This window comes from Acidovorax sp. Leaf73, assembly GCF_916855635.1.
Lineage (GTDB): Bacteria > Pseudomonadota > Gammaproteobacteria > Burkholderiales > Burkholderiaceae_C > Acidovorax > Acidovorax facilis.
This window is the reverse complement of sequence record NZ_CAKASI010000001.1, coordinates 453,418-473,497: the sequence shown is the minus strand read 5'-3', so window position 1 is coordinate 473,497 and position 20,080 is coordinate 453,418. Positions and strand designations below refer to the sequence as shown.

General features: G+C 66.6%; 18 protein-coding genes. 3 read left to right on the top strand and 15 right to left on the bottom strand.

The features are described from left to right. Positions 1-145 precede the first annotated feature (145 nt). The 3 genes from LPA35_RS02305 to LPA35_RS02295 all read right to left on the bottom strand — a co-directional run bounded on the left by LPA35_RS02305 (position 146) and on the right by LPA35_RS02295 (position 3,621). Positions 146-1,489 carry a sorbosone dehydrogenase family protein gene (locus LPA35_RS02305; protein ID WP_370641329.1) on the bottom strand — a complete coding sequence of 448 codons (1,344 nt, stop codon included), beginning with the start codon at positions 1,487-1,489 and terminating at the stop codon, positions 146-148. A 583-nt stretch (positions 1,490-2,072) separates the two neighbouring features. Continuing rightward, positions 2,073-2,441: a hypothetical protein gene (locus LPA35_RS02300; RefSeq protein WP_228894826.1), complete on the bottom strand. Its 369-nt coding sequence runs from the start codon at positions 2,439-2,441 to the stop codon at positions 2,073-2,075. Positions 2,442-2,622: 181 nt separating this feature from the next. After that, entirely contained in the window at positions 2,623-3,621 is a 999-nt protein-coding gene (locus LPA35_RS02295) for a DMT family transporter (protein ID WP_228894825.1), read from the bottom strand. 132 nt (positions 3,622-3,753) lie between these two features. On the opposite strand from LPA35_RS02295, the gene LPA35_RS02290 reads away from it, so the two are divergent. Further along, entirely contained in the window at positions 3,754-4,644 is an 891-nt protein-coding gene (locus LPA35_RS02290) for a LysR family transcriptional regulator (protein WP_228894824.1), read from the top strand. Positions 4,645-4,936: 292 nt separating this feature from the next. On the opposite strand, the gene LPA35_RS02285 is transcribed toward LPA35_RS02290, so the two are convergent. The 3 genes from LPA35_RS02285 to LPA35_RS02275 are packed head-to-tail and all read right to left on the bottom strand — an operon-like array spanning position 4,937 to position 6,776. Further along, positions 4,937-5,581 (bottom strand): DsbA family protein, encoded by a 645-nt coding sequence (locus tag LPA35_RS02285; RefSeq protein WP_228894823.1) that lies wholly within the window; start codon positions 5,579-5,581, stop codon positions 4,937-4,939. A gap of 3 nt (positions 5,582-5,584) precedes the next feature. After that, the gene (locus LPA35_RS02280; protein ID WP_228894822.1) at positions 5,585-5,860 is read right to left on the bottom strand and encodes a hypothetical protein; all 276 of its coding nucleotides are present in this window, start codon (positions 5,858-5,860) and stop codon (positions 5,585-5,587) included. 49 nt (positions 5,861-5,909) lie between these two features. Next, complete coding sequence (locus LPA35_RS02275) at positions 5,910-6,776, bottom strand: MBL fold metallo-hydrolase (protein ID WP_228894821.1); 867 nt, start codon at positions 6,774-6,776, stop codon at positions 5,910-5,912. Positions 6,777-6,900: 124 nt separating this feature from the next. Between LPA35_RS02275 and LPA35_RS02270 the strand changes: the two genes are divergently transcribed. Further along, the gene (locus tag LPA35_RS02270) at positions 6,901-7,794 is read left to right on the top strand and encodes a LysR family transcriptional regulator (RefSeq protein ID WP_228894819.1); all 894 of its coding nucleotides are present in this window, start codon (positions 6,901-6,903) and stop codon (positions 7,792-7,794) included. A gap of 248 nt (positions 7,795-8,042) precedes the next feature. Here LPA35_RS02270 and LPA35_RS02265 read toward each other — a convergent pair whose 3' ends face one another. The 4 genes from LPA35_RS02265 to LPA35_RS02250 all read right to left on the bottom strand — a co-directional run bounded on the left by LPA35_RS02265 (position 8,043) and on the right by LPA35_RS02250 (position 13,261). After that, complete coding sequence (locus LPA35_RS02265) at positions 8,043-10,163, bottom strand: alpha/beta hydrolase domain-containing protein (RefSeq protein ID WP_228894818.1); 2,121 nt, start codon at positions 10,161-10,163, stop codon at positions 8,043-8,045. Between the two features lie 165 nt (positions 10,164-10,328). Beyond that, the gene (locus tag LPA35_RS02260) at positions 10,329-11,321 is read right to left on the bottom strand and encodes a tripartite tricarboxylate transporter substrate binding protein (RefSeq protein ID WP_228894815.1); all 993 of its coding nucleotides are present in this window, start codon (positions 11,319-11,321) and stop codon (positions 10,329-10,331) included. Positions 11,322-11,366: 45 nt separating this feature from the next. Next, positions 11,367-11,729 carry a hypothetical protein gene (locus LPA35_RS02255; RefSeq protein ID WP_228894813.1) on the bottom strand — a complete coding sequence of 121 codons (363 nt, stop codon included), beginning with the start codon at positions 11,727-11,729 and terminating at the stop codon, positions 11,367-11,369. A 176-nt stretch (positions 11,730-11,905) separates the two neighbouring features. Next, entirely contained in the window at positions 11,906-13,261 is a 1,356-nt protein-coding gene (locus tag LPA35_RS02250) for an acyclic terpene utilization AtuA family protein (RefSeq protein WP_228894807.1), read from the bottom strand. Between the two features lie 106 nt (positions 13,262-13,367). On the opposite strand from LPA35_RS02250, the gene LPA35_RS02245 reads away from it, so the two are divergent. Next, positions 13,368-14,261, top strand: coding sequence for a LysR family transcriptional regulator (locus LPA35_RS02245; RefSeq protein ID WP_228894806.1), 894 nt, complete (start codon positions 13,368-13,370; stop codon positions 14,259-14,261). 88 nt (positions 14,262-14,349) lie between these two features. Here LPA35_RS02245 and LPA35_RS02240 read toward each other — a convergent pair whose 3' ends face one another. The 5 genes from LPA35_RS02240 to LPA35_RS02220 all read right to left on the bottom strand — a co-directional run bounded on the left by LPA35_RS02240 (position 14,350) and on the right by LPA35_RS02220 (position 19,927). Next, the gene (locus LPA35_RS02240; RefSeq protein WP_218299508.1) at positions 14,350-14,742 is read right to left on the bottom strand and encodes a VOC family protein; all 393 of its coding nucleotides are present in this window, start codon (positions 14,740-14,742) and stop codon (positions 14,350-14,352) included. A gap of 281 nt (positions 14,743-15,023) precedes the next feature. Then, positions 15,024-17,228, bottom strand: a complete 2,205-nt coding sequence (locus LPA35_RS02235) for an ATP-binding protein (RefSeq protein ID WP_228894804.1) — start codon at positions 17,226-17,228, stop codon at positions 15,024-15,026. Then, positions 17,213-18,433, bottom strand: a complete 1,221-nt coding sequence (locus LPA35_RS02230; RefSeq protein WP_228894802.1) for a hypothetical protein — start codon at positions 18,431-18,433, stop codon at positions 17,213-17,215. Before LPA35_RS02230 ends, LPA35_RS02235 begins: the two co-directional genes overlap by 16 nt. Before the next feature lie 127 nt (positions 18,434-18,560). Next, positions 18,561-19,031, bottom strand: coding sequence for a hypothetical protein (locus tag LPA35_RS02225; RefSeq protein WP_056064002.1), 471 nt, complete (start codon positions 19,029-19,031; stop codon positions 18,561-18,563). Between the two features lie 23 nt (positions 19,032-19,054). Beyond that, on the bottom strand, positions 19,055-19,927 hold the full coding sequence (locus LPA35_RS02220; RefSeq protein WP_228894799.1) for a hypothetical protein: 873 nt from the start codon (positions 19,925-19,927) through the stop codon (positions 19,055-19,057). Between the last annotated feature and the right edge of the window lie 153 nt (positions 19,928-20,080).

The following is a 20,080-nucleotide window of genomic DNA, read 5'->3' as shown; positions in this document are numbered from 1 at the left end:
GGTTGCGGAATTTCTGAACGGGGCTTTACGGAGCGTCGCGTGGCGGGCACAGGGGCCAAGCCCAGCAAACCGCAGGATAGTCTGCTCTGGCCCCGTGGCGGTCATGCAAACCACCGCAACGAAGGGCCGAGCACCTACGCAGACGTCATTCGGACCGCACCACGCGCCAGACCACGTTGCCCACGTCGTCGGCCACCAGCAACGCTCCCTTGCCGTCCAGCGCCACGCCCACGGGGCGGCCATAGGCATCGCCGTCCTTGCTCAAGAAGCCCATCAGAAACGGCTGGGGAGGCCCCGAGGGGCGCCCGTCGGCAAAGGGAACGAACACCACGTTATAGCCCGTCAGCTCCTTGCGGTTCCACGAGCCGTGCTGGCCGATGAACGCGCCGCTGGCGTAGGCGCCGGGCATGCGGGCGTCGGAGAACGCCAGGCCCAGCGGCGCAACGTGTGAACCCAGGCCAAAGTCTGGCGCGATGGCCTTGGCCACCATGTCGGGGTTGGGCGGGTTGACACGGGTGTCCACATGCTGGCCCCAGTAGCTCCACGGCCAGCCGTAAAAGGCGCCATCCTTCACCGAGGTGAGGTAGTCGGGCACCAGCTTGTTGCCCAGCTCGTCGCGTTCGTTCACCACCGTCCAGAGCAGCTTGCTCTGCGGCTCCCAGCCCAGGCCGTTGGGGTTGCGCAGGCCGGTGGCAAACAGCCGCTTGCTGCCAGTCTCTACATCCACCTCCCAGATGGCGGCGCGGCCCTCTTCCGCCGCCATGCCGTTGTCACCCACATTGCTGTTGGAGCCCACGGTGGCATACAGCTTTCGGCCATCGGGGCTCGCGATGATGTTCTTGGTCCAGTGGTGGTTGGCCCCAGCGGGCAGATCGGTGACCCTGACGGGTGCCGTGTTGACCGAGGTCTGCCCGGTTTCGTAAGGCACCTTCACCACACCGTCGGCAGTGGCAATGAAGAGCTGGGTGCCCACCAACGCCATGCCAAAGGGCGAGAGCAGGTTTTCCAGAAACGCACTGCGCAGATCAGCCACGCCGTCACCGTCCGTGTCGCGCAGCAGCGTGATGCGGTTGGCGCTGGGCGTACCGGCACCAGCGCGTTTCATCACCAGGCCCATGGCCAGGCCACGCAGGCCGTCGGAGTGCACGTTTTTGGCGCCCTCTGCAGGCGGCGGCTTGTTGCTTTCCGCCACCAGCACATCGCCATTGGGGAGGGTGTAGACCCAGCGCGGATGGTCCAGCCCACGCGCCAGCGCCGTGACCTTGAACCCCGCAGGGGCCTGCGGCTGGGCGCCCTGCGGCCAACCCTGTGCAGGTGCGATGTTGAAGGTGGGCACCAGGCCACTCTTTTCCGGTGCGGGCAATTGCGGGTTCGGACCCAGGCCGGGGCCAGGGGTGGCCGGCTGGGCCACGGCCAGAGCCATGGACCCAGCCAGGGCCAACGCCAGCGGCCCCTGGGTGAAGCGGTGGGAGCAGAGGTGCGTTTTCATCAACGCAGTATGGGCGGCCCGATTTGCGGGCAGCTGTAGGCCAGTGCCGTCAGTTCCGCATGTGATGGCGGCGTGTGATGGCGGCGTGCGCACTCTGCACCCACATAGAGGCAGCGGGCACACACAATGCCGCGCCGATTTTCGTCTTTTTAGCCTTGGATGCCCCCTGCGCCGCGCCAAGGGCATGGTGGCCAACTGGCCCAGCGCGTGGGAAAGGTTGTCGGTGCTGCCGCCGGACCCTGTGCTGGCTTGAACGGGCTGGCGGGAGGTGCGTTTTGACCTCGGGCCGGACTTGGGTTCGGATCATCGGCCGGTGGTGGTGCAACTGACGGAATCGCCGTAGTGCACACCACCCGAATACTACTGATTTGATAGCTTGAAGCGCTTATCCATCAAGCGCTGGATACCTTTTTCGGCATAATTTCTGCGGAGGCGTTCCTCTACGGCCTGCGAGCACAACGGGCCGTTCACGCTGAGCCTGCCCAATCACCTGGTGGGCCATTGACAGGCGCAGCCCGAACGGATTTGCGCCATCTACCCCCATCCAGCACGATGTTCCCGGCGGGGGTAAGTTGTGGTGCCGTCAACAGCCGTTCGCGTGCACGGCAGTGCCTGGGTTGAGCTTCTGGCACGCTTTGACCTGGTTGGATTTGACCCGGTTATCCACCCAAATAGTGATGTGCGGATCCGTGGCCTGATGGCAGCCTTTTTCGACCTCGACCACACCACACGAGTCCAGAATCTGGCTGGCCAGGGGTGCGCTGGAACGGCGGTCCTTCGCATTGTTGAGGAACGCCTCAATCTGAGTCTGGGTGTAGGGCTGCCCGGTGGCGCCGTTGTTCACATCGTTGTTGTTGGGTTGATTCCACTGAGGCTGGAATACATAGGCCGGCCTCGCAAAGGCTGTGCCGCACAGCAGCAACATGCAGACCGCAGTCATGATTTTTTTCATTGCCAAGTTCCCCTTCATGCCTACTCTGTGACGATTTTCGGCGCCCTCGGCTTCATCACGTGTTGATGAAGTGAGCGCATGGTGGCGCCACCAAAGCGGTTTGGCGATTACAGGAAATTACAGCGAAGCTACTCCCAAACGTTTGGCGCATTTCACACATTGAGCGTGGGGGCGGGCCTGATCAGCGGCTTGCGGTGGTGGGGCCCGGAGTACCCACCCCCATCGAACGGGGCCGCCGAATCGTCCACAACGCCACAGCCATCAGCCCCACGCCGCCCAGTTGGATGGGGCTGAGCGTGCGGCCATACACCACCCAGTCCACCAGCACCGCCGTGAGCGGGTACACAAACTGCAGCACCGCAATGCGCCCCAACCCCAGGCGCGACATGCCGGCAAACAGCACCACATACGCCAGGCCGGTGTGCAGCACGCCCAGGCCCAGCAGCCAGCCCCACGCGGCGCCCTGCTGCGGCCAGCCCAGCACAAAGGGCGCCCACACCAGCGCCACCGCGCCCACCAGGCACTGCCACAGCGCCATGGCAAAGGGGCTGATGGTTTTCTGCGTGTTGGCGAGCAGCGTCACGCCCGCATAGCAGAGTGAGCCGCCCAGGCACATCAGTACGCCAGCCACATAGCTGCCGCCGCCGGTGCTGCTGGCCGCTGCTACACCTGCGGTGCCGTCGAGCAAGCCCGTGGTCAGCACCAGCCCGCCCAGCGCGGCCAGTGTGGCCAGCCACTGCGTGGGCGACACGGCCTCGCGCAAGAACAACGCGCCAAAAACGATGACCCAGATGGGCTGGATGTGAAAGATCACGGTGGCCACGGCAATCGATGTGCGTGGGATGGCTGCAAAGAACAGCGCCCAGTTGAGCACCATGAGTACGCCCGTAGCGCAGGCCACCCAGCGGGCGCGGCCGTGCAGAAAAAGTTGCTGTCCCCGCCCCGTGGCCAGGCACCAGGCCAGCAGCGCCAGTGCACCGAATGCGCAGCGGAACCACACCGTGACCAGAGGGTGCTGGCCCGCCTCTTCCACAAACACGCCGATGGTGCCCAGCAGCACGCCACCGGCGATGAGCAGCCACTGGCCGTCGCGCTCGCGGGTGAGGGCATTGGCATTGACGGGCAGCGGTGTGGTGGCCAGGGAAGGCGATGCGACGGTGCTGGCTTTGGAGTGGTTCATGCCGCCGATGCTCACGCTTTACAGGCATCCTGTAAAACGGATAAATCGAACAGCGACCATTCGATAATCGAATTTACCAACCCACCGATAGCCCCACCACTGTCGTCACTGGTCCGACCGATAAAGGCCCCCATGAACTACCCAGACTTTCAAATCGACTGGCTGCGTGCCTTTGTGGCCGTGGTGGATGCAGGCTCGCTCTCGGGCGCGGCGCCGCTGGTGCACCGCTCACAGTCGGCCGTGAGCATGCAGATCAAGAAGCTGGAGGCCGCGCTGGGCCGCCCGGTGCTGCTGCGCGGGCCGCGCCACCTGGAGGTGACGCCAGCGGGCGCCGAACTGCTGTCGTATGCGCGCCGCGTGCTCGATTTGCAGGCTGAGGCACATGCCGCATTGTTTGGCCCCAAGCTGGCGGGCCGGGTGCGGCTAGGGGTGCCCGACGACTATGCGTCGGCCTACCTCACGCCAGTGCTGCGCAGCTTTTCGCACCGCTACCAGGGGGTGGAGATTGAGCTGACGTGCGAGCAGTCCACGTCGCTGATCCCGCGTGTGGTGAAGGGCGAACTGGACCTGGCGCTGGTCTCGCAAGACAAGCCGCAACGCGGGCGCTTCTTGTTCGACGAGCCGCTGGTGTGGGTGGGGGCCGCCCAGTTCGAGGCCTGGCGGCGCGACCCGCTGCCGATTGCGGTGTATGAATCGGCCAGCATGGCCCGGCAGGCCACCCTGGCCGCGCTGGGCACGCGGCGGCGGACCTACCGCATCGTGTACCACAGCTCCAGCCTGGCGGGCCAGCTGGCTGCTGTGGAGAGCGGTTTGGCGGTGGCGGTGCTCACGCGGTGCAGCGCCCCGGCCCATTTGCAAATCCTGCAGAACCTGCCGGCGGAGTTTGACCTGCCGCCGCTGGCTTCGATGAACGTGGCGGTGCTGCGCAGCAAGGTGTCGCTGCGCTCACCGGCCGTGGATGCGATGTATGAGCAGATGGTGCGGACCTTGGGCCGACGGGGCGAACTCCTGCCCAAGGCCTGAGAACCTGTTCAAAATCTTTTCGGGGATTGCATTGGAGTGCAATCGGGAGGAGTGGATGCTTCGGATGCGCCGCATGGGCTCGTGCCCATGCAAGCAGCCGGGGCTTCCAATCGCCCGATTTCACTCCAACCCTTCGGGCAAGGTCCTTGCCGGGCGGTCTGCGGCGTTGCGGCGCTTGTGGATAGCCGAGCTATCCACTGCGCACCGCGCCTTGCATCCCATCCCGGCAAGGACCTTGTGCGACCGCGAAAAGATCTTGAACAGGTTCTGAGCCCTCCATGGGTTCAGGGCCTCAGGCCGCCAGGATGTGCTCTACCAGTTTCTCGCGCGGCCCCAGCAGCGCATCGCCTCCGATCAACCGCAGCGCACCGCCCTGCCCCGCCACCACCAGTTGCGGCACGCCGCGGGCACCCACGGCACGCAGCATGGCCTGGGCGCGGGCTACGCGCTCGGCCACCACGCTGTGCAGTGCGGCGTCGGGTGCCAGCGTCAATGCGGCGGCATCGGCCAGGCCCAAAGCCCGCAACAGGTCCGCCAGCACCTCGGGTTCTGCGGTGTCGCGGCCTTCCACATAGCGTGCGTGCTGCAGCGCGTGCAAGGCTTCCAGTTCATGCGCAGGCGCGGTCTGCGCCACGGCAGTCAGCGCGAGGGTGGCAGGGCCTGAATCAAAGCGACCGGACACAGCACCCAGAATTTGATCGCGGTAGGCCTGCGTGAAGGGCTGGCCTGTGAGCTGCTGGATGCGCTGGTCGTTGGACCAGGCATAGGCGGCAAACTGCGCGTCCATGGGCCGCGCGCCTGCGCCCGCAAACAGGCCGGAGGGGGCCAGCACCACCTCGACACCCTTCTGCGCTTGCAGGAACTTGAGCGCGGGCGCAGCGGCATAGCACCAGCCGCACAAGGGGTCGAACAAGTAGGTCACGGTGACGTTGGGCATGGGTCAGGTTCTTTCTTGAGGGTCTGAGGTTTCGGACGCAATCAGTGCGGCTTCAAAAGCCGCAATCTCTTCGGCCAGCGTGCCCCGGCTGCGGAAGTGGCGGGCGGCGCGGTCGTACCAGTTTTCGGCGTCTTCCAGGTCGCCCTCTTGCAGGTGGAGGATGCCGTGCAGCCACGCGCCGAGCATGGAGCCGTCGTGTTGCACCAGATCGTGCGCCGCGTTCCAGTGCCCGGCGTGCAGGTGCTGCAGGACTTGTTGGAGCGGGTGTGTAGCGGTCACGATCTGGTTCCTTTCAACAACTTGCTTTGACAGCTTTCAGCACGTCATCTCACCACTTCATCTCGCCCTTGTTGACCTTGGCGCCGATGTCCAGCGACAGGCCCATGGGCGCTGCGGGGTAGGCCTTTTTCATCGCGTCGATGAGTTCGGCGCTGGTCTTGGTGGCCGCGGCGTTCTTTTCAAACGCTTGCAGGTAGCCCTTGGTGTAGCTGATGTTGGCGGCATCCAGCGCGCCACCGGCGGGCATGTGGCCGGGCACCACCACGGTGGGCTGCAGGGCGGCCATTTCGTCGAGCTGGGCCACCCAGGCGCTGCGCTCTGCCACCGTTTGCGTGTCGGCCGTCCACACATGGGTGTTGGTGCCAAACACGCCGATGGTGCCCACCACGGCCTTGATGGATGGAATCCACGCATACGGGCGGTGCGCCAGCAGGCCGGTGGTGCCACGGATCTCCACGGTCTGGCCGTCCACGCTCAGCGTGTTGCCAGCAATCGCCTTGGGCAACACGGGCGTGCGCGGTGCGTTGGCGCCCATCTTGGGGCCCCAGAAGGCGAGCTTGCCAGCCAGCTTGGCGTTGATCTTCTCCAGCACGGCAGGCGTGGTCACCACGTCGGCCTTGGGGAAGATTTCTTTCAGCGTCTCGACGCCAAAGTAGTAGTCGGGGTCGGCCTGGCTCACGTAGATGGTCTTCAGCTCTTTGCCCGTGTCGAGCACGTTGGCGGCAATGCGCAGCGCGTCGGCACGGGTAAAGCCTGCGTCGATGACCATGGCTTCCTTCTCGCCATAGACCAGCGTGGAGTTGACGTTGAAGCTGTTGCCGTCGGCGTTGTAGACCTTGACTTGCAGGGGCTGGGCGGCCTGGGCGCCGGTGAAGGCAACGGCGAGGGTGGCGGCGATGAGGGTGGTGCGGAACATGGTGGTTTCTCCGGTGTATTGAGCGGTGGTGCAGATGACGGAATGAAGTTTATTTGCGCAAATCGATCCAATAAACCCGATAATTCGCGCATATTTGTTTCACCGATCGATCAAATAGCCCCTTATGGACCGCCTGACAGCCATGCATGTGTTTGCCGAAGTCGCTACCAGCGGCAGCTTCAGCGCCACGGCCGACAAACTGGAGATGTCGCGTGCCATGGTCACGCGCTACGTGGGCGAGATGGAGCATTGGCTGCAGGCGCGGCTGCTGCAGCGCACCACCCGCAGCGTGACGCTGACCGACGCGGGCGAGCACGCGCTGCGCCGCTGCCAGCAGATGCTGGCGCTGTCGCAAGACCTGGAAGAAGAAACCGCCACCACCACCGAGGGCGCACTGCGCGGCCAGCTGCGGCTGACCTGCAGCGTGTCGTTTGCGTTTGCGCAGATGGGTGCGGCGATTGCGGACTTTCTGGCGCAACACCCGCAGGTCAAGATCGACCTGGACGCGAGCGAAGGATCACTGAACTTGGTGGAAAAGCGCATCGACCTGGCCATCCGCATCAGCGCCGAGCCCGACCCGTTGCTGATCGGCCGGCCGCTGGCGCGGTGCGATTCGGCCCTGGTGGCATCCCCCGCCTACCTGGCCGCTCACGGCGTGCCGCAGCAACCTGCCGACCTAGCGCAGCACCGGTGCCTGAGCTACGCCAACTTTGGCAAAAGCGTGTGGCAGCTGACGCGCGGCGAGGTGGTGGAGCGTGTGGGCGTGAGCGGCCATTTCAGCGCCAACGAGGCCACCACGCTGATGCGCGCCGCGCTGGCGGGCGGTGGCATTGCGATGCAGCCGACGTATCTGGTCAACCCCTACCTGCACCGTGGCGAGCTGCAGGCTGTGCTGCCAGGGTGGGACTTGCCGGTGATGACGATTTATGCGCTGTACCCGTCGCGCCGGCACTTGTCGCCTGCGGTGCGGGCGCTGCTGGATTTTTTGGTGGAACGGTTTGCCGGGGTGCCGTGGTGAGGGATGGTCGCCTCGGCTAAATTACTACCAAATTGATAGCTAATAGCGCTTATCCATCAGGCGGTAGAGGTCAATTTGGCTTGATTTTTCACAGGCCCTATAAGCGCTGGCACGCCCTCTCTCCCGGTGGGAGAGGGTTGGGGAGAGGGGGGAGGGGGGAGGATGGAGCGCGACGCCCCGAAGAAGTGCCCCCTCTCCCCCGCCCTCTCCCGCGAGGGGAGAGGGAGTGGAAACGAGACCCCCGCCGCTCAGGGCAACACCGCAGCGGCCTTGGCGCGCGCAATCTGCAGGTCCGCATCGCGCGGCAGCAGCAGGCGCTGTGCCACCAGGTCATTGGCGGCCTGCGTCACCGCAGCGACGTAGCCCTCCTGCGTGCCATACAGTTCCTCCAGCGACGGCCGTGCATCGCCCGCCGCCAGCCGCGCGGCGCGCGTCTTGTGGAAGGGGATGAAGCTGCCCGTGAGGTTGGCCAGGTCGGTGATGCCGGGTGTGGCCACGTAGTTGAACTCGATGCTGGTGCCCAGCGGCGCACGCACCTCCACGCTGCGAATGCCGGCGCGGGTGAGGCCCGTGGATGCATCGACCTGCGGGACGAGGATGGCGTAGTCGCGGCCCAGGTTGCGCGGAGGCAGCACGGTGGCAATGCCGGCCTCGTCCTGCGGGATGTACTGCGGGCCAAAGTCGAACAGCGGGAAGTTGTTGTACAGGCCCCGGTAGCTGAAGTCCGGGATCGCCGTCTGCACGCCGCCCACCGCCCAGGTCAGCCCCTTCATGGCCGGGAAGGCCAATGCCTCGGGCCGCACCAGCGTGCCGTCGGCCAGCTTGGGCACCTGGCTGGCGGGCGGTTGCGTGCCGCGCACCACCCAGTCTTCGAGGTTGAGGAACAGCGCGCGGAAGGTGTCGTTGAACTGCACCACCGTGCCCGTGGGGTACGTGGCGCGCGTGGGTGCATAGGCAATGCTGGCCGTGCCCCCTGCCCCGCCGTGCTGGGTGCTGGAGTAGTAGTAGATGCGGGCGTTGTCGGGCTGCGCCAGGTCTTTGGTGCCGTGGGCGTCGGTCAGCACGGGCGAGCCCTGCAGCTGCCAGAACTCGGTGCCCGACAGGCCCAGGAAGAACTTGGGACAGGTGCTGGTGGCAGCGCAGCGCTTCATCACGCCACCCTGGCGGCCGCTGATGTCGTCCTGGTAGTCCTTGTCCAGCCCGCGGGGTGCCGTCTGGCCGAAGGCGGTGTGGTCGGTACGCAGGCCACCGCCGCCACCGGGCACCGCAAAGCGGGTGTTGATGTTGGTCTGGCGAGCAGCAACGTGGGCGTACATGCCGTCGAACACCTTGCCACCGTCCAGCGCCTGGTTGAAGCCCAGGTGCAGAAAGGTCTTCATGGCGTTGCCCGACTGCGAGGTGCCTTGCCCCAGCGTGTGTGTGATGCGGCCTGCGAGCGGGTTGGGGGTGCCGGTGGAATCGGCCGCCTTGCTGCGGAAGAAGCTCACGGTGTCGCGCAGCGCAGCCAGGCCCACGCCCATGACCTTGGGGTCTTTGGCGACATAGACCAGCTCGTACAGATAGGCCGGGTCAAACCCGCCCTTCAGGCACACGCTGGTGGGGCTGGGCGTGCCCGGGAAGGCGTTGGTGCCCGTGTCGCAGGTGGCGAACTTCCAGTCACTTGCGGGCACAGGCACGCGCGCATCCGTCTCGTTGGCACGGCGGGTGAGCGAGTAGCCGGGCTGGGTGTTGTCCAGGCTGGCGGGTTCGTACGGAATCATGGTGCCGTTGAACACGCCGCCGGGCAGCGTCATCGCGGGGCTGGCGGCCGTAGGCACCAGCTCGGCGCGGTAGGGGCCGGTGATGCTGCTGCCGTCCTTGTTCTTGGCCACGGGCACCGTCACCGTCAGGCGCGCGGCGGTGCTCTTGGGCACATCGCCCTGCCAGGCCGAATACAGCATCACATAGCCGCGCTCCAGGTACACCGCATCGCTGGGCGTGGCCGTGGGGTTGAGCATCGTGAGGATGTTGCCTCGGTTGGGTGCGTCGTAGCGCAGCACGCCGCTGGCCTTGGCCATGTTCTTGGGCTTGAGCATGACGAAGTCGGCACGGTACTCGACCATGCCGTTGGCGTTGGTGGGCGCCAGGGCCAGATCCTGGATGACGGCGTTCTTGGGGTCCTTGGGGTCGACCTCGCCGCTGATGGTGCCGGTCACGCGCTCGTATTCACCCACGTCGCCATAGGTGCCCGGAAAGGCCTCGGTGGCGGTGATGGCCAGCTTGAGGGATGGACCCTTGGGCGCGTCGCTGCTGCTGCCCCCGCAGGCAGCGATGACTGCAGCGGCGGCAGCTGTCAGCGCGAGTTTTCCGAATGCATGAATGGGTCTCATGTTGTCTCCTTGGGGGGTTGAAATGACCGCTTGAGCGGCTCTGAGAAAAAAAGCGGCAGCGTCTGTTGCGCTGCGCGCGGGCAAGGCTTCGCCCAGACCTGCGAGCAAAGGCAGGCTGAGAGAAGGAAAAAAGGAATGAAACGGCCCGGTGGGTGGGCCGGTGGCTTATTCGGCCTCGATACCCGCCGCCTTGATCACCTTGCCCCACTTCTGCGTCTCCGCAGCCTGGAACTTGGCGAGTTCATCGGGCGTGGTGGTCCAGGCTTCGGAGCCCGCGTTCTCGAAGAAGCTCTTGGCCGCTGCGCTCTTGGTGGCGGCGGTCAGCAGCTCGTTGAGGCGCGCTACCACCGGCGCGGGCGTGCCTGCGGGCACGTAGGCCGCAAACCAGTAACCCATGTCGTAGCCCTTCACGCCCGCTTCGTCCAGCGTGGGCACATCGGGCAATTGCGCGCTGCGCTTTTGCGTGGAATAGCCCAGCGCACGCAGCTTGCCCGCCTTGACCTGTGGCACGCCGGTGGAGGTGTCGGTGATCATCAAATCGATCTGCCCGCCCAGCAGGTCGGTGATGGCCAGTGGGTTGCTCTTGTAGGGCACGTGCAGGATGTCCACGCTGGCCAGCTGCTTGAGCATCTCGCCCGCCATGCGGCTCGACGAGCTGCCGCTGCCAAAGCTGAGCTTGCCGGGGTTCTTCTTGGCAAAGGCCAGCAGCTCGCCCACGTTCTTGTACGGCGCGCTGGCGTTGACCACGAGCACCTGGCCACCCTTGCCCAGGCCGGTGACCGGGACAAAGTCCTTCACTGGGTCGTACGAGAGCTTTTTGTACAGGTGCTCGTTGGCGGCATGTGTGGTGTTGGTGGTGATGAGCACGCTGTACCCATCGGCCGCCGACTTGGCCACGGCCGACGCGGCGATCATGCCGCTGGCGCCCGCCTTGTTGTCGATGACCACGGGCTGCTTGGTGTCGTTGGTGATGGACTGGCCCAGCGCACGCGCCAGCTGGTCGGTGGCGCTGCCTGCGGCGAAAGGCACGACAAAGGTGATGGCCTTGGCGGGGTAGGCACCAGCCGCCTGGGCGAGCGCAGTGGGGGCGTGCAGTGCACCCAGCGCCAGTGCTGCAGCAGTGGCCAGCAGAGCGCGGCGGGGGGATGAATGGGTCATGTTGTCTCCTGGTGTTGGTATGGATGAAAAAGCGAAACTGAAGGTCTAGGCCGTGGGACCGCCAAAGTGCTGCGCCAGGTGCGCGGGCACGGTGACGGGCATATCGAGCAGCAGATAGCTCAGTGCCTTGCCGTGGCTGTCGAGGTTGAGCGAGTCGTTCACGCCGCCGTCGAGCACGTCGTCCAGCACGATGTTCATGGCCTGCAGTTGCGGCAGCAGGTAGCGCGTGACCTGGCGCGGGCGGCGCTGCGCGAACTGGCGTGCCACGGCGGCCTCGGTGACCTGATCGACCAGCACATCCCACAGCGCGGGGTGCCAGGCGATGACGCTGATGTTGGAGCGGTTGCCTTTGTCGCCTGTGCGGCTGTGGGCCAGGCGGTAGAGGGGAACGGTGAGGGTCGTCGTCATGGTGTGTGTACTCCTCAGAAGCTGTGAATGAATCCGGCGTGGCCGAGCGGGCAGCACAAACGTGCGCCATCAAGGCGCAAAGCACAGCCATAGCTCGGGCTATGGCGAGTATTTGCAACGCCGAGGGCGTGCGTTTTTGCGGCACGAGCGGGCATGAGGGATTCGTTCACAGCTTCTTAGCCCACCATCTCAAATCGCACGGCCACGGCATCGCGCGGCACCAGGCACGACACTGTGCCCAGGCGCGGCCGCATGGCGGTGCGCACGCCGCCACCGCCTGCGGGGCCGCAGGTGTAGAGCGCGGTCACCTCGCGCACCAGGCGCTGGGCGATGGCGTGGTCGCGGTGTTGCAGGGCCACGCGCAGGCGCACATCGCGGGTGTCGCTAGCGGGCGCATCCAGCCAGCGGCTGGTGTCGTCGCCAAAGATGCTGGTCACGCCAATCAGGTCAATGCGCAGTGGGCCCAGGCCTTGCAAGCGCTCGCGCAGCACCTCGCCCGCCAGTCGGGCACGGGCCTCAGCGCGCGGGCCGGCGTAGGAGATTTCGCCCTCGGCAAACCAGCCCGATTCAAAACACACGTTGACCTTGAGCGAGGCGGGCCGCGCATGGCCCTGCACGCCTTCCAGCCGCACCGCGTCGGCACCCACCGTGGTCACGCGGGCCGTGGTGATGTCGGCCACCACATCGGGCGTGAGGTACGCCGCCGGGTCGTGCAGCTCGTACAGCAGCTGCTCCTTCACCGTGCGCTCGGTGATGCAGCCCCCTGTGTTCGGGGGCTTGGTGATGGTGCAGTGGCCGTCTGCGTCGATCTCGGCGATGGGGTAGCCCAGTTGCGCCAGGCCCGCCACGTCTTTGTAGCCAGGGTCGGCAAAGTAGCCGCCCGTAACCTGGGCGCCGCATTCCAGCAGATGCCCGGCCATGGTGGCGCGGGCCAGCCGGTCCCAGTCGTCCAGCGCCCACCCGTAGTGCGCCACCGCGGGGCCCAGCACCAGCGAAGGGTCGGCCACACGGCCACATACCACGATGTCGGCGCCAGCGCGCAGCGCATCGGCAATGGCCTGCGCGCCGATGTAGGCGTTGGCGCTGACGATGGGCTCGGTGGGCATCGCGCTGCCCAGCGCGCCCTGAAGCAGCGCACGGTGGTCGGGGCCGCTCAGGTCGTCGCCCTGCAGCACGGCAATGCGCGGGCGGGCCAAGCCCAGCTCGGCCGCCAGGGCGTGGATGTGGTGCGCGGCGCCGTGCGGGTTGGCCGCGCCAAAGTTGCTGACGATGCGCACACCGTGCGCCAGGCACTGCGCCAGCACGGGGCGCAGCAGGTCCACCAGCAGGGGTTCATAACCCGCATCGGGGTCTGTGCGGCGTGCCAGCTGGGCCAGCGCCAGCGTGCGCTCGGCCAGGGTCTCGAAGATGAGCACCGCAGGCTGGCCGCTGGCGATGAGCGCCTGCACCACGGGCAGGGCCGCGTCGGTGCGGTCGCCCGAGAAGCCGGCGGCGCAGCCCACCAGCAGGTTGGTTTTTTGGTCGTTCGGCATCAATCCGTTGTCTCCTGACCGTGAATGTAGGAACATGGCGGCCTTCTGTGAAATCGATTGTTACGATGAATCCATCTGAAAAGCAGATGAATCACACCCACCCCGCATGAGCGCCGCCCACCTCTCCAGCCGCCAGCTCGACGCCTTCCTCGCGCTGGCCGAGCAGCGCAGCTTCACGCGCGCCGCCACGTTGTGCCATTTGTCGCAGCCCGCGTTCAGCGCGCTGATCCGCGCGCTGGAGGACGACCTGGGCCTGCGCCTGTTCGACCGCAGCACGCGCCATGTGGACCTCACGCCCGAGGGGCAGAACTTTCTGGAGTCGGCCCGCCGCATCCGCGCCGAAATCACCAGCGCCCTGGCCGCCGTGCGCAGTGCCGCCACGCTGCAGCGCGGGCGTGTGGCCGTGGCGCTGCTGCCGTCACTGGCGGCGGGCTGGCTGCCCGGTGTGCTGGCGCAGTACCGCACGGCGCACCCAGGCATCGAGATCGACATTGCCGATGTGCTGTCCGAGCCCTGCATCGACCGCGTGGCCAGCGGCCATGCCGACTTTGCGCTGGCCGCCATCCGCGCTGACACGCCCGCGCTGCAGGCCGAGCCGTTTTGCAGCGACACCTTCTACCTGGTGTGCCCGCCCGACCACCCGCTGGCGCGCCGCCGCAAGGCCATCACCGCGCAGGACCTGGCCGCCTGGCCCTTCATCCACCTGGCGCGCACCAGCAGCGTGCGCCAGTACCTGGAGGCCGCCCTGCACCCGCAGGCCATGCACACGCTGATGGAGGTGGAGCAGCTCGCCACGGTGATGGGCATGGTGCGCGCGGGGCTGGGCATCAGCGTGGTGCCCGCGCTTACGCTGTTCCACTTCGCGCAGCCGGGGCTGGTCACGCGGCCGCTGTCGCTGCCGGGGCTGACGCGGCAGATCTACCTGGTGCGGCGGCGGGACGAGAGCTTGTCGGTGGCGGCGCAGGCGCTGTATGCGCTGGTGATGGCGCAGCGGCCATGATTCACAGGCGGCAAAACGTACAAATTTGATAGCTATCAGCGCTTATGCAACAAGCGCTGGCGGCCAAATTTGCTTGAAATCCGGCCGCCTAGGTGGCGGCTGCGCGCGCATAGCTCACGGTCAGCATCTCCCACTGGTGCCCATCGGGCTCGTTCCAGTACACGATGCGGCCACCGTGGGCTGTGTCCACCTGGCTGTCCACGGGGCCGTGCACCGCGCTGCGGTACGGGATGCCCGCCGCCTGGATGCGCGCGAGGATGGCGTTGAACTCCGCATCGCTCACGCGAAAGCAGTAGTGGATGCGCGGAATGGGCTCGGGCCATTCGTCGAAGTCGATGGTGAAACCATCGTTCACGAACACAGGGGAAAACGGCCCCACGCCGGTTTTGGACCAGGGCACGCCGAGCAGTTCGGCCAGCAGCCGGGCGGCGGCCAGTTTGTCGCGGGCGGGCACCATCAGGTGATCGAGCTGGATGGGCATTGTCCAAACCTCCTGTAGAAGTCCAAGCCCTCGCGGCCTGGGGGGATCAGATGGCCGCAGTGTAGGGGCTGCCGCTGGGGTTCAACCCGCCAGCGGAAACTACCCCAGGAGCCTCTGCAGGAATCGAGCGGCACTGGTGCGCTGCGCATAGGGATGGGCTGCCAGGCGCAAAGCGCAGCAATAGCCGTAGCTATTGCGAATATTTGCTTGCGACGCAGACCGCCCGATCCGCAGATGCACACGGCGCGGTGATTCGTGCAGAGGCTTCCTAGGCTTCATGCTCACCCGCGACCCAGCACCGCCAGCTCCTGGTGCAGCAGCAACTCCACCTCAGTCGGCTCGAACTGGTCCTGCAGCAGTGGGATGGCAAAGCGGTATTCGCCGCCTTCGTGTTTGCGCAGCACATAGGCCAGCTGCAGGCGTGCCAGTGACTGGCGCAGGGCCTGCGCGTCGCCCGCGATGCCGTGGCTTTGCAGCAGTTGGGCCAGGGTGACCAGGCTGGTCTGCCCGGCCTGGGCTGTGTGGTAGACCACGATGCGGTCGAGGCGGCAGGCGGCTTCGTCGTGGCTCAGGCGGCCCCAGCCGGCCAGTGCGTCCTGCACGGCCTGCGAGGCCAGGGCCTGGGTGAGGTGGCGGGCTTCGATGACACGTTCGCCGGGCAACAGCGCCTCCAGGCATTCCTGGCACAGGATGGCCACCAGGTTGGCACGCTGGCCGCTGGCGTCGATGAGGCGATCCACCAGTTTTTCGTTGTCAAAGCCCAGGCGCAGCTTGCGCAGTGGTTCGGTGGCCAGTTCACGGCAAGCGGCGCGCTCCAGGCCTCCAATGGCCAACACCTCGCCAAAGTTGCGCAGCGGGCTTTGGTAGTCCAGCACGGCCGTGGCATACAGGTCCCAGAAGCCCGCCAGCATGAACCAGCAGCGCCCCTCTTCGCTGAGCGCGCGCAGGGTGGACAGCTGCACGTAGCCGTTGGCCGATTCATCGCGGAAGAACAGGTCGGCCTCGTCGATCAGCAGCACCAGGCGCTTGCCCTGGTACTGCGCCTGCAGATGGTCCACGATGGCTTCAAGCGGCGTGTCGGCCGGCAGGCCAAACTGCAGCGCCATGCGCGGCGCCAGGCGGTGATCGCGCAGCGAGACGTAATGGCACACAGTGTGCGGATGGCCCGCCATGCGGCGCTGCACGGCCTTGAGCAGGCTGCTTTTGCCGAGCTGGCGCCCACCCACCACCAGGTAGTTGGCGGGCTCGCGGTTGATGACACGCGCCAGCAGCTGGGCGCGGCCGAAGAAGGCGCCTTCGCGCGTGACGCCGCCGCGCGTCTGGTACGGCGAGATGCGGGTGATGCGCAGTTGCGCGGCCAGTTGGCGCAGCAGCACTTGCAGCGCATCGCCGCCGATCAGCCATTCGGTCTGGCTGGCGCTGTCCACCATCACATGCAGGTTGGCGCGGTCGCCGGCGTGGGCCTGCAGCAGCGGCCAGGGCGTGTCCACGCTGTGCTCACACAGGATCAGCAGCACGTCGCTGCCGGTCTGCACGGCGCGCAGCTGGCGCAGCACGGTGGCTTCATCGATGCCGGGCGTGGGCACAAAGACCAGGCAGCGGTCCAGCGACACGGGCAGGTCGGGCGGGAACAGCCACTCAAACACCGCACCGGGCAGTGCCCAGTCGGTGCTGGGCTGGCAGCGGGCCGACACGCGCTCGGCCAGCGCGCGGGCCAATGCCGGGGCGCGCTCGCCGCCCGTGGCCTGGGCGCAGGCCACGGCGCGGCGCCAGTCCACCATGCGAATGTCGGCAGCCAGCAGCGTGGGTTCCAGCCGCCGCAGCCAGCGCAGCAGCCGGTCGATCTGAGGCAGCCGCGCCAGCGGGGTGCGGCGCAGGCGCGCGGGCCGCAGCTGCCCGGCGCCGATCATGGGGTGGCGCACCACCCATACCACGGCGCCTGCGGCAAAGATCACGCCGCACCACAGGATGAGCGAGCGCAGCCAGCCGAACGGGTCCGCGTCGGGTGCGGGTTTGGCGGGCTCGAAGTCGTCGGAGCTGCCTTCCAGGCAGTTGATGGGCAGGTAGCCCGGTGGAATGGGTGGGTTGCCGGGGCGGCACGTCCAGGTGTGGGTGCCGGGTTTGAGCTCCACAACCACCTGGGTGCCCGCCAGCTTGCCCAGCTCGGGGTTGTGGGCAATGTCGGCCTGCAGCACGTTGGGGCGCGGGGAGGTGACGCGCAGCTGCGGGTTGGCAATGCGCGGTGCGTATTGGTGGATGTCCTTGGGCCAGCCATCCAGCTCGTTGCGCGCCTCGATCATGGCGACGCGCCACTGCACCAGTTCGCCCCACACCGGGCCTACATTGACCGACGCCAGGAACGAGCCCCGCGTGACCGGGTTGAGCTGCGGCGTGAACAGCGCGCTGGCCACGAACAGCGTGACCACCGCAATGACCACGGCACGCACCACGGCCCTGGAGAAAAAGGGGCTCAAGCGTTCGAGCATGCGTCCAGCACCATCAAGCCTGCATCGCGGATGGTGGCGCAGCGCCAGTGCAGCCGCGCCGCATCGCCCGTGCCGCGCACGTGGATGAGGTTGCCCCAGAACAGGCTGCGCAGTTCGTCGTCCTGCAGATAGGGCCGCGCGCGGCCTAGATCGTCGGCCTGCAGCAGCTGCTGCAAGCGCGTGCGCGTGGCGGGCGCCTGGGCCAGCGGCAAAAAGGTTTGCCACAGGCGCGGGCTGCTGGTCAGGTGGGTGCGCAACGCAGCAGACGATGCATGACCATCACCCACCCCTTGGTCTACCAGCCACTGCAACCCTTCTTCAAACAACGCGGGATGGCCGCCGCTGAGCGCCTGCAAGTCGGCCACCACGGGCTCGGTCCAGGTGTGCTCGGGCCAGCGGTGGCGGGCCAGTTGCGTGAGGTCGTCCAGCGACGGGTCGGGCCAGTGGTGGACCTGCGCAATGTTGAGCAGGGAGAGATCGCCACTGCGGTATTTGAGGTCGGCCAGCGCCTGCCCGCCGCACAGCAGCAGGTGCAGGCGGCCGCTGTGCATTTCGCTCAGGCTGCGCAAAATGCCCGCCAGGGTTTCGCGCAGCGCGGGCGTGCCCTGCTCGAATCGGCTGACCAGGCAGAAGATGCGCTCGCCCGCCAGCAGGCGGCGCTCCAGCGCGGATTCAAACTCGTAGTCCGACGCCACATCGCCCAGCCCGCATTGGCGGCCGATGGCCGCGAAGTATTCGGCAGGCACCGTGCTCACGCTGTAGGGCGGCTGGATGTGCAGCACCGAGCCTTCGCCGTATTGCGCGCGGGCGCGCTGCAGCAGCTCGTGCCGGAACGGCGGCTGCCCCCAGTGCGCGGGCGACAGCAGCAGCGAGATGGGGTATGGCACCGCCTGGGCCAGTTGCGCAAACACCTTGTCCTGGAACGCGGCAAACGGCTGCGCACCGGTGGATTCGGCCTGCAGGGGAAATTCTGGCGCAAACCCTGCGGCGCTGAGCAGGCGGTTGGCCTCGCTCTCGGTCAGGCGCAGGTACCGGGTGCAGGCCACCAGCTTGTCGCGCGAGCGCGGGTTGGGCACCGAGATGCCGTTGCGCCAGTTGTTGACGGCCTCACGGCTCAGGCCAATTTCGGTGGCCACGCCGGAGGCGCTGGCGCGGATGCGCCGCATGTAGACCGACAGAAGATCGGCAAAGGAATCGGGGGACATCGAGTTGTGGACTAACGAAGGCTGGTACACCGAGCCAAAACCAAGGGCTGCGAAAAACATGGGGATGGTGGACAGGCATTGTCAGCCTTGCCAGACCGCTGCCATCCCACTGCGCACTGCGGATGCACTACGCCAGGCGCTGCACCATGGGCCAGGCCTTGTAGCTGGCGAGGCCACAGGCCGTGAGTACCGGGCTGTACAGCACCATGGCGCCGACCACCGACATCAGCCAGCCGGGCTCTTCGTACTCGTCGGTATCGTCGGCCTTGGCTGTCGCGCCCTCCTTCAAGGGCTCCTTGCTGCGCCCCTCTTCTTGGCCCTCGCCCGAGTCGCCGGTCATCTCCTGCACCAGCATCACGGCCACCACCAGCAGCGAGACGGCCAGCAGCGCTAGGTAGCCGTACTGCAGCGCGGGCTGCGTGAGCGGGTAGAAGTAGCCCGCCAGCAGAGCGGCCGGGGCCAGAAAGAACACGTGCATCATGAGCCGGTACCAGGGAATGCCGTCCGCCGGCCTTTCCAGCGCCCCCATGACCATGCGGTAGGTCAGCGCCCCCAGCACAAAGATCACCCCACCCCACCATTCGATTTGCGTCAGCATGTTGTTGTTCTCCTGAGATGCTTTTACTGGGGTGCCATCACCGTGGCGGGGCCGTCGTCGCCAGGCGGGGCGGCGTCATCGTCTCCGTCGTCCCCGCGCAGCTCCTTGTGTTCGGTGGCCATGTAGTACAGCGGCAGCGCCACGGCCAGCACCAGCCCCAGGCCCATCCACAGCCAGAAGCCCTTGAACAGCAGCACGGTGACTACCGTGAATGCCACCGCATGCACCAGCCCCTTGAGCCCGGCGCGCAGCAGCAGCACGGCAATGAGGCCCTGCATGGGCGATTTGCCGCTTTTGCCCATGGCCTGCGCCATTTCCACGAAGGCCTCGGCCGCCTCCCGGGCCTCGCGCATGCGCTTTTCCTCCTGCTGGCGCAGCTTGGCCACGGCAAGGGGCTTGGCCGGGTCTTTGGAGCAGGCATAGGGGTCATCGGCCTCACCACCCTCCTCGCCGCCGTTGCCCTGGCCTTCGCCACCATGCTGCGCAGGCTCTACCACTGCGCGCCACTGCGGGTTGGCGTCCATGAATGCCTTGCGCGACACCCACTGGCCCCGGTCGAAGTGCATGCGCTCGGTTTCCCCCACCTGGTCGTAGAAGATCTCCAGCACTGCAGCCCGCAGGCCCTGGTCAAACAGGGCTTCGAGCTGGCGCAGCGGTGGTGGGTCGCTCGTACCCGTGTCGAACTGGAGCAGAAGGTGCGTGGAAGCGGCAGATGCCGACGCATTGAACCATTGCGCATCCCACAGGGACTCCAGGTTGGCGGCCCCCAGCTTGTCCGCCCAGCGTCGGGCCTGTTCCGTGTTGTCTGAGCACAGGTATTGGTACGTGAGCTGTGCGAGCTTCAGCTTGATCGGGTCTTCGAAAAACAGTTGCAAGGTCAGGGTGTTTTGCGACATGGGAAACGCTGTTCACAGCGGTAGGCATTGCGATGGATTGGGATTGTGTGGACCAGGCCCGCGCATGTCCCCTGCGGGCTTGTCCATGCCGGGGCGGCGCGAGGTTGACAAAACGTCCACCCGCACGGGTCGCCAAGGCGCTGATTGTCACAA